General features: G+C 69.6%; 7 protein-coding genes and 5 tRNA genes. 5 read left to right on the forward strand and 7 right to left on the reverse strand.

Going from position 1 to position 10,219, the window contains the following annotated elements; all coding sequences use genetic code 11:
• Positions 1-32: 32 nt before the first annotated feature.
• The 3 genes from ACWEMY_RS28530 to ACWEMY_RS28540 all read right to left on the reverse strand — a co-directional run bounded on the left by ACWEMY_RS28530 (position 33) and on the right by ACWEMY_RS28540 (position 1,916).
• Complete coding sequence (locus tag ACWEMY_RS28530; protein ID WP_375933692.1) at positions 33-989, reverse strand: acyl-ACP desaturase; 957 nt, start codon at positions 987-989, stop codon at positions 33-35.
• Positions 990-1,175: 186 nt separating this feature from the next.
• Positions 1,176-1,769: a DUF937 domain-containing protein gene (locus ACWEMY_RS28535; RefSeq protein ID WP_452392512.1), complete on the reverse strand. Its 594-nt coding sequence runs from the start codon at positions 1,767-1,769 to the stop codon at positions 1,176-1,178.
• A 71-nt stretch (positions 1,770-1,840) separates the two neighbouring features.
• A tRNA-Lys gene (locus ACWEMY_RS28540) sits at positions 1,841-1,916 on the reverse strand.
• Between the two features lie 701 nt (positions 1,917-2,617).
• On the opposite strand from ACWEMY_RS28540, the gene ACWEMY_RS28545 reads away from it, so the two are divergent.
• From ACWEMY_RS28545 to ACWEMY_RS28560, 4 genes are all read left to right on the forward strand, one after another.
• Complete coding sequence (locus tag ACWEMY_RS28545; RefSeq protein ID WP_278264704.1) at positions 2,618-3,289, forward strand: TetR family transcriptional regulator; 672 nt, start codon at positions 2,618-2,620, stop codon at positions 3,287-3,289.
• A 92-nt stretch (positions 3,290-3,381) separates the two neighbouring features.
• Positions 3,382-3,454: transfer RNA gene (locus tag ACWEMY_RS28550), tRNA-Glu, on the forward strand.
• 30 nt (positions 3,455-3,484) lie between these two features.
• A tRNA-Asp gene (locus ACWEMY_RS28555) sits at positions 3,485-3,558 on the forward strand.
• 59 nt (positions 3,559-3,617) lie between these two features.
• Positions 3,618-3,694, forward strand: a tRNA-Phe gene (locus tag ACWEMY_RS28560).
• A 46-nt stretch (positions 3,695-3,740) separates the two neighbouring features.
• Here the strand turns inward: ACWEMY_RS28560 and ACWEMY_RS28565 are convergent.
• Genes ACWEMY_RS28565 through ACWEMY_RS28580 form a run of 4 tightly spaced genes read right to left on the reverse strand, consistent with a single transcriptional unit; the run spans position 3,741 to position 9,979 of the window.
• Positions 3,741-4,769: a phosphotransferase family protein gene (locus ACWEMY_RS28565; protein ID WP_452392513.1), complete on the reverse strand. Its 1,029-nt coding sequence runs from the start codon at positions 4,767-4,769 to the stop codon at positions 3,741-3,743.
• On the reverse strand, positions 4,762-5,538 hold the full coding sequence (locus ACWEMY_RS28570) for an SDR family oxidoreductase (protein WP_452392514.1): 777 nt from the start codon (positions 5,536-5,538) through the stop codon (positions 4,762-4,764). The genes ACWEMY_RS28565 and ACWEMY_RS28570 overlap by 8 nt, the downstream gene beginning before the upstream one ends.
• Complete coding sequence (locus ACWEMY_RS28575) at positions 5,538-6,752, reverse strand: acyl-CoA dehydrogenase family protein (RefSeq protein ID WP_452392515.1); 1,215 nt, start codon at positions 6,750-6,752, stop codon at positions 5,538-5,540. The genes ACWEMY_RS28570 and ACWEMY_RS28575 overlap by 1 nt, the downstream gene beginning before the upstream one ends.
• A gap of 35 nt (positions 6,753-6,787) precedes the next feature.
• A complete protein-coding gene (locus ACWEMY_RS28580; protein WP_452392516.1) occupies positions 6,788-9,979 on the reverse strand; it encodes a carboxyl transferase domain-containing protein in 3,192 nt (1,063 codons plus the stop codon).
• Positions 9,980-10,120: 141 nt separating this feature from the next.
• On the opposite strand from ACWEMY_RS28580, the gene ACWEMY_RS28585 reads away from it, so the two are divergent.
• Positions 10,121-10,197 (forward strand) — tRNA-Asp (locus ACWEMY_RS28585).
• Positions 10,198-10,219 lie beyond the last annotated feature (22 nt).

Genomic DNA, 10,219 nt, shown 5'->3' on the forward strand with positions numbered 1-10,219 from the left:
ACTCGGCGGGCGGCGTTCGTCGTCGGTGTCGGCTAGACGCCGGCCAGTTCGCGCTTCTTGGCCTCGCGGGCCAGCATGCGGTCGCGCTGCTCCTCGAACTTCAGCACGTCCTCGCCCAGCTTCTCCAGGAAGCCGGCCAGGCGCTCGCGGGTGGCCTCGCCGCGGGCGGTGAAGTCGGTCCGCTCGAAGACGTTCCACTTCTTGAGCACCGGCTGCACCACCTCTTCGAGGTGCTGACGCAGGTCGTAGATGCCGTGCTTGGCCATCAGCACGCCGTTGCGCCGGAAGTTGGGCATCCCGGCGCCGGGCATCTGGAAGTTCTCGACGATCAGCGAGATGGCCTCGATCGCCTGGTCGGGGCTCAGGTCCAGCGCCGCGCCGCAGAGGTTGCGGTAGAAGATCATGTGCAGGTTCTCGTCGGCGGCGACGCGCTGCAGCATGCGGTCGGCGATCGGGTCGTCGCACACCTTGCCGGTGTTGCGGTGACTCACGCGGGTGGCCAGCTCCTGGAAGGTCACGTAGGCGACCGAGTGCAGGAAGCCCGCGTCCACCTCGGCGGGGGAGGCGAAGCCGTTGGTCATGTGGATCATGCGGGCGTTCTCCAGGGCGACCGGATCGACGCCACGGGTGACCACCAGGTAATCGCGCATCACGATGCCGTGGCGGTTCTCCTCGGCGGTCCAGCGGCCGACCCAGGTGCCCCAGGCGCCGTCCTGGGAGAAGTTCTCGGCGATCTCACGGTGGTAGGACGGCAGATTGTCCTCGGTGAGCAGGTTGGTGATCATGGCCGCCTTGGCGACCTCGCTGAGCTGGGACTGCTCCGGATCCCAATCGATGCCACCCATGGCCGCGAAGTTGCGGCCCTCGTCCCACGGGACGTAGTCGTGCGGGTGCCATTCCTTGGCCAGCGACAGGTGCCGGTTGACGTTTTCCTCGGCAACCGGCTCCAACTCCGTGAGCAGTTCGAGTTGAGTCAGATCCCTTGCCATGTAAAAACCCTTCGCTGTCGTGCTTGCGGTCGAACGTCGCGATGCGGCCATACCTTACGGCACCGTAGGTGTGATGCGAAACATTGTCGTGCGCGGCCACATCGTCGGCAGATGCCGGTTGGTCTTGCTGACGAGTGTAGGTGTACGGCCCGCAGCGTAGGGACTATCGCTGCGGGCCGCAGGGTGTTAGCGCTTGCCGCCGAGCAGCCCGCCGAGCACGCTGCCCAGCGCTCCGCCCGCGTTCTTCGACAGCGCCTCGCCGATCATCCCGCCGAGTCCACCGGTGGAGCCCGCGCCGCCGAGCAGCCCGCCCAGCAGGTCGCCGAGCCCGCCCCCGCCCGCCTGCGGCTGGGGCTGCGGCGCGGGTGCGGACCCGCCGCCGGTGAGCTGCTTGGCCAGGTAGGCGAGCACGATCGGGGCCAGGATCGGCAGCAGCTTGGCGACCAGGTCGTTGCCGCCGGTCTCGCCGGTGGCGCCGAGCGCGCTGATGACGGTGTTCTTCTGGTCACCGAAGACGTTGTCGACGATCTTCGCGCCGTCGGCCACGTCGACCTGGTTCAGATCCACCGCGCCCGCGCCTTCGACGAGGCCGCCGTGGTTGTCGAGCGCCCCGAGCAGCGACGCGGCGCCCTCGGGCGCGGCCGCGTTCTCCTGCAGGCCGCCCAGCAGCGTCGGCAGGGTCGCCTGGACGGCGGTGGTCGCGGTCGCCTGGTCGACGCCGAGCTGCTCGGCGATCTGGGCGATGGGGACTTGGGAGAGCAAATCATCGAAAGAGGTCATCGGCTCCGCCTGGGTAGAGGGGTGCCCGGTAGGCCCGGGTCGCGCCCAGGGTATCCGTGGACCTCGCGGTGTGGTGCCCCCTGTAGGACTCGAACCTACGACCTAGTGATTAAAAGTCACCAGCTCTACCAACTGAGCTAAAGGGGCGCGGTGGGGAGTCTAGCGGACGGTGTCGCGATGGGCCGAATACCGGTACCCGGTGCCGTCGGGTGGTGTCCGGCGGAGGCCGGTAACGCCGCTGGTGGGTGTCGCTATCGGCGGTAAACGGCTGGTACCCATCGGCGTTCGGACTTCCCGTTTCGGTGGGTTATCGAATACTGTTGCCGGGCAACAACTTTGAAAGAGCTAGGAGTGTCCGGTCGATGAGGTGGTCCGGTAGGGGTGCCGGTCTCGCGACCTTTCGGCGAACTGCAGGGGGTTCCCGGAAGGGCGGAAGGCCAGGTCAACCGGATTGTGCCACTGTGGAATTGGTAGCCGATGTAACCAATTCGGTCGCTATCCGTTTGCTGTGGTGGATATCCGGTCCGGATGTTCGGACGGGTGCCTCATTTGCCGCGTGTCGATCCACGAATACGGGTACGGTGACCACCTGGTGAATTTCGGAACACGCCTGGTGCGACAGGCCGGGGAATTCATCGAGGGTTCGGGTGCCGGGGTGATCGCGATGGGCACGCGAACTTCTGGCAAAGGGGTAATCGGCACCGCAGGAGGAGGCGGTTCGCACAGGTAGTGGAGCCCGAGTGTGCACCCCCTGCGGCGCACCCGGGCCGATGAACCATACCAGTCGGTGGGGTACCGGCTATTCAAACCACTATTCGCGTCAGCGAACGTTCGGAGGCGTTTCGAGCATGGCACGGCAGCAAGAGCGGGCACGCCGGACACGCGCGGCGATAATCAAGTCCGCGGCCGTCGAGTTCGGGAAGAGCGGATACGCGGCGGCATCGCTCAACCGCATTCTGGAGGGGTCGCGGGCGACCAAGGGGGCGATGTACTTCCACTTCGACTCCAAGGAAGACCTGGCGCGCGCGGTCCTCGAGACCGCGGTCGAGCGCTACCGGTTCTGTGCCGAGCGCTGGCTGGCGCGCGCCGATCTGGGTCCGCTCGACGTGCTGCACGGCATGGTCGACGAGATCGCCCTGCGGCTCGAGCACGACACCATCGTGCAGGCCGAGTACCGCCTGGTGATCGAACCCGATTTCCACCGCGACGCGGGCAACGGCGGCGGGCGCATCGTCGGCCGGGCCACCCGCGTGCTCGCGGTGCGCGCCATCGACGACGGCCAGCTGCGCGCCGACGCCGACCCCGACCGCTTCACCCGCACCCTGTCCGCGGCCCTGGCCGGCCAGCGCTATCTGGTCGACCCGATCGCCAACGGCTCGGCGGCCGATCTGCGTGGCCGCTTCGCCGAGGTGCTCGAGGTCATCGTGGAGGCCATGGCGACCCCGCTGTGGATCCAGAGCTTCCGCAGCGACGGGTGGCGTGCGCAGGCTCGCCTCGACGACCTCGGTTTGGGCGCCTGACCAGCCGATTTGGAAGTCTGCGCACACCTGTCATAAGCTATGCGAGCTCCCAGCGGAAACGTTGAAAGCCGGTCCGGAGAGATCCGGGACGAGCCCCCTTCGTCTAGCGGCCTAGGACGCCGCCCTTTCAAGGCGGTAGCGCGGGTTCGAATCCCGTAGGGGGTACAGTCTTCGGACTGTGTAGCAGTACAGCAAGGCCCTGTGGCGCAGTTGGTTAGCGCGCCGCCCTGTCACGGCGGAGGTCGCGGGTTCGAGTCCCGTCAGGGTCGCAAGTAAGCGCCGGATTCATTCCGGCGCTTCGCGTTCGGCATTCAGTATGGGTGCCTGCGGCCAGGTAGCTCAGTTGGTACGAGCGTCCGCCTGAAAAGCGGAAGGTCGCCGGTTCGATCCCGGCTCTGGCCACCACGATCCCCTCACCAGAATCTGGTGAGGGGATTTTTGCGTTCGTGGGTCAGATGCCAGCTTCGTCGGCGACAGTGAGGGCCTGCTGGACCACCGCGTCGATGCGTTCGGCGGTGGGGGTGCCCGCGGCGGCCCTGTTGCGGGGGTCGTCCTGGGCGCGGCGCAGGACTCCCTCGGCGATGATCGCCAGTTTCCACAGGCCCAGGGTGTGCCAGTAGCGCAGGGCGGCGGGGTCGCGGCCGGTCAGGTCCAGGTAGGTCGCAGACATTTCTGCGCGGGTGGGGAAGCCGGGCAGGGACGAGGCGGGGAAGTCGCCGCCGGTGTCCTCGCCGGGTTCCACCCAGTAGGCGAGCAGGCTGCCCATGTCGGCCAGCGGGTCGCCGAGGGTGGACAGTTCCCAGTCCAGCGCGGCCACGACCTCGCCGGTGACGGGGGAGGTGATCACGTTGCGCAGGTGGAAATCTCCGTGCACGAGGGTGACCTCGCGCTGCTCGGGGATCGCGGCGGCCAGGCGACGGGTGAGCGTGTCGATCTCGGGCAGGTCCCTGGTCCGGGATTGTTCCCACTGCCCGCCCCAGCGCCGGAGCTGGCGTGCGGCGTAGGGCTTGTGGCTCGCCAGATCCGCCAGGCCCACCGCGTCGAGGTCGACGGCGTGGACGCGGGCCAGCGTGCGTGGCAGCGAGGCGGCGACCGCGCCGCGCTGGGCGGGCGTGAGTGCCTCGACGGCGGGCATGGTGTCGAGCACCTGTCCGTCGACGAACTCCATCAGCACCAGCGCAGCGTCCGACACCGCCGGGTCGTCGAGCACGCCGAGCACCGCGGGCACGGGCACGTCGGTCGGGGCGAGCGCGGCCATGATCCTGGCCTCACGCACCACGTCGTGCGCCGAGGCCAGCAGGTGTCCCAGCGGCGGGCGCCGCAGCACCCAGCGCCGGTCGGCGCCGTCGCGCACCAGATTGGTGAGATTCGATTGACCCAGGCCGATGCGATCGAACCGCAACGGCGCCGCGTGCTCGAGGCCGAGCGCGGTGAACCACCGCTCGATGACGGCCGGGTCGATGCCGGTGAGATCAGCCACCGGACACCGACCGGAACATCGCGGCGTGGCCGAGCTTCTGGCCGCCGTCGATCACCATGGTCTCGCCGGTGACCCAGCTCGCCGCGTCGGAGACCAGGAAGGCCACGGCGGCGGCGATGTCGTCGGGCTCGCCGATCCGGTTCAGCGCGGTCGCGCCGACCACGGCCTGCTCGTGCTCGCGCCACAGCGCCTCGGCCAGCTTGGTGCGCACCACACCCGGCGCGACGGCATTGACCCGGATCTTCGGCGAGAGTTCCAGTGCCAGTTGCTTGGTCAGGTGGATCAGCGCGGCCTTCGAGGCGTTGTAGAGACCGATATTCGGTTCCATGGTGAAGCCGCCGATGGAGCTGGTGTTCACCACGGCCCCGCCGTGCTCACCCATCCACGCCTTGGTGACCAGCGAGGTCCACAGCACCGGCGCCCACAGGTTCACGTCGAAGATCTTGGCGAAACGGGCGTGGTCCTGGTCGATCACGGGACCGAAGGCGGGGTTGGTGCCCGCGTTGTTCACCAGGATGTCGATGCGGCCGAAGCGTTCCAGGGTGAGGTCGACGCAGCGGCGGGCGGCGTCCTCGTCGACGGCGTGCGCGCCGACACCCAGCGCGGTGCCGCCGAGCTGCGCGGCGGCCGCGTCGGCGGACTCCTGGGTGCGCGAGGTCAGCACCACGTCGGCGCCCGCGGCGGCCAGAGCCTGGGCGGTGGCCAGGCCGATGCCGCGCGAGGCGCCGGTGACGATGGCGGCGCGGCCGGTGAGATCGAGTCCGGTCATCACTTCTTCTCCTGGTACTTGCGCAGTTCCTGGTGCGCGATGCTGCGCTTGTGCACTTCGTCGGGGCCGTCGGCCAAGCGCAGGGTGCGCAGGTGCGCCCAGGCCATGGCCAGCGGGAAATCGTCGGTGACGCCCGCGGCGCCGTGCACCTGGATGGCCCGGTCGACGATCTTCAGCGCGATGCTCGGCGCCGCCACCTTGATCGCGGCGATCTCGGTGCGCGCCTCCTTGTTGCCCACGGTGTCCATCAGATACGCGGCCTTCAGCGTGAGCAGCCGGATCATCTCGATGTCGATGCGCGCCTCGGCGATCCAGTCGCGGATATTGGCGTTGGCGGCGATCGGCTTGCCGAAGGTCTCGCGGCTCAGGGCCCGCGTGCACAGCAGTTCCAGCGCCCGCTCGGCCATGCCGATACTGCGCATGCAGTGGTGGATACGGCCCGGACCCAGCCGCGCCTGGCTGATCGCGAAGCCCTCGCCCTCGCCCTTGAGCACGTCGGTGACCGGCACCCGCACGTCCTCGAAATCGATCTCGGCGTGGCCCTCGCGGTCCTGGTAGCCGAAGACCGGCAGCCCGCGCAGCACGGTGACACCGGGTGCGTCGATCGGGACGACCATCATCGACTGCTGCCGGTGGGTGGCCGCGGTGGGATCGGTCTTGCCCATCACGATGAGCACCCGGCACAGCGGATGCAGGGCGTTGCTGGCGAACCACTTGCGGCCGTTGAGCACGTACTCCTCGCCGTCGCGCACCATCGACAGCTCGATATTGGTGGCATCGGCGCTGGCCACGGCGGGTTCGGTCATCGCGAAGGCCGAGGCCATGGTGCCGTCGAGCAGCGGCTCGAGGTACTTGCGCTTGTGTTCCTCGGTGCCGAACAGCTCGAGCACTTCCATATTGCCGGTGTCGGGCGCGTTGCAGTTGCACGCCTCCGGCGCGAGCACGCTGCGACCCATGATCTCGGCCAGCGGGGCGTACTCGAGGTTGGTCAGGCCGGGGCCGCGACCGGGGTGCGGGTGGAACAGATTCCACAGCCCACGGCGCTTGGCCTCGGCCTTGAGCTCTTCGAGAACCGGCGGCTGGAAGTGCGGGTCGCCCGCTGCACGCATCTGCTCGGCGTAGACGGGCTCGGCCGGGTAGACGTGGCTGTCCATGAAATCGAGCAGGTCAGCCCGGTATTTCTCGGCCCGTTCGGAGACTTCGAAGAGTGACATGGAGCGAACCTATTTGAAGTTGACGTCAACGTCAACTATCGGCGGAGGGTGGCGATCCAGTCGCGGGTGGCGGCGGGGTCGATCACGTCGTCGAGTTCGAAGCCGGTCGCGGCGGTGAGTGCCTTGCCCTGCTGATAGGCCAGGGTGAGCAGCTGCTCGAAGAGCTTCTCGCGCTCGGCCGGATCGGCCACCGCCTCGAGCTCCTTGCGGAAGCCCAGCCGCACCGCGCCCTCCAGGCCCATCGGGCCGATCTCGCCGGTCGGCCAGGCGACGGTGAAGTCCGGCGCGCGCAGATGCCCGGCGGCCATGGCCATCGCGCCGAGCCCGTAGCCCTTGCGCAGGATCACCGTGCCGAAGGGCACGTCGAGCTGGGCGCCGAGCACGAACAGCTTGCTGAACCGGCGCACGGTGGCGGTGCGCTCGGCCTCGGGCCCGACCATGAAACCCGGGGTGTCGCACAGGGAGACGACCGGCAGCCCGAACGACTGGCACAGCGTGAGGAAATCGCCCATCTTGTCGGCGGCCTCGGCATCGATCGCGCCGCCCAGATGATGACTGGAGTTGGCGACCAGCCCGACCGCCGCGCCGCGCACCCGGATCAGCGCGGTGACGATCCCGACGCCGTAGTCGGCGCGCAGTTCCAGTACCGAGCCCACATCGGCGATCGCCTCGATCGCGCGGTGGATGTCGTAGGCGCGCAAGCGGTTCTCCGGTACCACGTGCCGGGCCAGACGCGGGTCCGGCTCCTCGTACTCGTCCACCGCGCCCTGGAAATAGCCGAGGTACTGCTTGGCCAGTGCCACCGCGTGCTCCTCGTCGCGCGCGGCCAGGTCCACCACACCGTTGCGCCGCTGCACCTCGATCGGGCCGATGTCGTCCGGCCGGTACACGCCCAGCCCGCCGCCCTCGATCATGGCGGGCCCGCCCATGCCGAGATTGGCGTCGGGCGTCGCGATGATCACGTCGCAGGTGCCCGCCAGCGCGGCATTGCCCGCGAAACAGCGTCCCGACACGATCGCGACCAGCGGCACCCGCCCGCGCAACGCGCCCAGCGCGCGGAAGGTGGGCACCTCCAAGCCCATACCGGTCCAGTCGGTGTCGCCCGGCCTGCCCCCGCCGCCCTCGGCGAACAGCACCACCGGAATCCGTTTGCGCGCGGCCAGTTCGAAGGCACGGTCGGTCTTGGCGTGATTGTTCTTGCCCTGGGTGCCCGCGAGCACGGAGTAGTCGTAGGAGATCACCACGGCTTCGGCGGCCGGGCCGAAGCGGTCGGCGCCGATGGTGGCCAGGCCGGTGACCAGGCCGTCGGCCGGGGTGTTGGCGATGAGGTCGTCCTCGGCGCGCCTGCTGCGCTGGGCGGCGATGGTGAGCGCGCCGTACTCGACGAAGCTGCCGTCGTCGACCAGGTCGGCGATGTTCTCGCGCGCGGTGCGGCGGCCGAGGCGGTGTCGTTTGGCGACGGCCTCGGGCCGGGATTCGTCGAGGGTCACCCGGTGCCGGGCCAAAATCTCCTCGACATCGGCGCGCGGCCTGCCGGGATCGAGGTCGGCGCGGGCGTCGCCGGTGTCGTCGGCGCCGGTGTGGGCGATGATCACCAGCGGGTCGCCGGGGGAGACCACCTGACCCGGCGTGACCAGCGTCCGCACGGTCCGCGCGGCCACCGGGGCGGCCAGCACGTGCTGCATCTTCATCGCCTCCAGTACCACCAGTTGCGCCCCGGCGCCGACCTCGGCGCCCTCCCCGACGACCTCGACCACGGTGCCCGCGAGCTGGGCGCGCACGGCCTCCTGCCCCGGATACAGCTCCACGGCCGCACCGGTGACCTCGGGCCGGTCGGCCCCGGCGAGCAGTGCGGGCAGGTGTTCGGCGAGGTAGCCCGTGGTGACGGTGCCGGAGCGGAAGGCGCTGTCGGCGAGGATTTTCCGCAGCAGGCCGATATTGGTGCCGAGCCCGGTGACGGTGAACTCCGCCAGCGCGGTCTCGGCCTTGCGCGCCGCGGCGGCGAAAGACCGGCCGCGGGTGCGGGTGATCACCTTGGCCAGCAGCGAGTCGTAGCGCGGGCTCGGGGCGAGGCCGGGGCGGCCGAAGGTGTCCACGCGCACGCCGGGGCCGGTGGGCGGCGCGAATGCGGCGAGGGTGCCCGCGGTGGGCACGGTGGAACCGTCGGCGGCCGGTGCTTCCATGTTCACCCTGGTCTGGATGGCGATGCCGTCGGCCGCGGCGGGTTCGCCGGTGGTGGCGCCTGCCTCGGCGCGGACGCCGGGCGGCAGATCCAGGTCGTCGAGGCGGGCGCCCTGGGCGAGGGCGAGCTGTGCGGCGACTAGATCGATCCCGGTCACCTCCTCGGTGACGGTGTGTTCCACCTGGATACGCGGATTCACCTCGAGGAACACGAATTCGCCGCCGGAGACCAGGAATTCGACCGTGGCCAGTCCCCGGTAGTCCACACTCGCGCACAGCCGGGCCGCCGCGGCGTGCAGCTTCCGGCGCAGCCCCGGTGAAAGATCTTGTGCCGGAGCGATTTCGATCAGCTTCTGATGACGGCGCTGCACACTGCAATCCCGGTCACCCACCGCCAGTGCCACCCCGTCGGCCGCCACGATCTGCACCTCGATGTGCCGGGCGTGCTCGAACAGGGCCTCCGCGAAGACGGCCGGATCGCCGAAACCGAGCTGGGCCTCCGCGGCGCACTGCCGGAAAGCGTCGTCGAGTTCGTCCGCCGCGCGCACCACCCGCATTCCGCGCCCACCGCCCCCGGCGAGCGCCTTGATCATGACGCCGCCGGGCTGTGCGGCGAAGAACGCGCGGATGTCGGCGAGCTCGCTGGGTCCGTCGGTGGCGGGCAGCACCGCCACCTGGGCGGCGACCGCCGCGCGCCGGGCCGCGGACTTGTCACCGAACAGGTCGAGCGCGGCCGGATCGGGCCCGGCGAGGACGAGTCCCGCGGCCGCGCAGGCGCGCGCGAAGGCGGCGTTCTCGCTGAGGAAGCCGTAGCCGGGGTGGACCAGGTGCGCGCCGGATTCCTTGGCGGCGGCCAGGATCGCGTCCTGATCGAGGTAGGCGGCGGCTCCGGTGCCGGGCAGGGCGAACGCCTCGTCAGCCAGGTGGACGTGCGGGGTGAGCGCGTCGTCCTCGGCGTACACCGCGACGGTGCCGAGCCCGAGTTCGGTGGCGGTGCGCAGCACGCGCAGGGCGATCTCACCACGATTGGCGATCAGCAATTTCACGGGATTCCTCGACGACTCAGCCCCCGGTGTGGTCACGGTCACAGTGTCATCGGACTTGACGTGGGTGTCAACTATCGCGCCGACCAGCACGATTACGCCCGGACGGCCCACCTGGCGTACGCTGCACCAGCACTACATCGAGGCCCTGTGGCGCAGTTGGTTAGCGCGCCGCCCTGTCACGGCGGAGGTCGCGGGTTCGAGTCCCGTCAGGGTCGCCACGAAAGGCCCCCACACCATGCC

It is taken from the genome of Nocardia sp. NPDC004415, assembly GCF_053602435.1.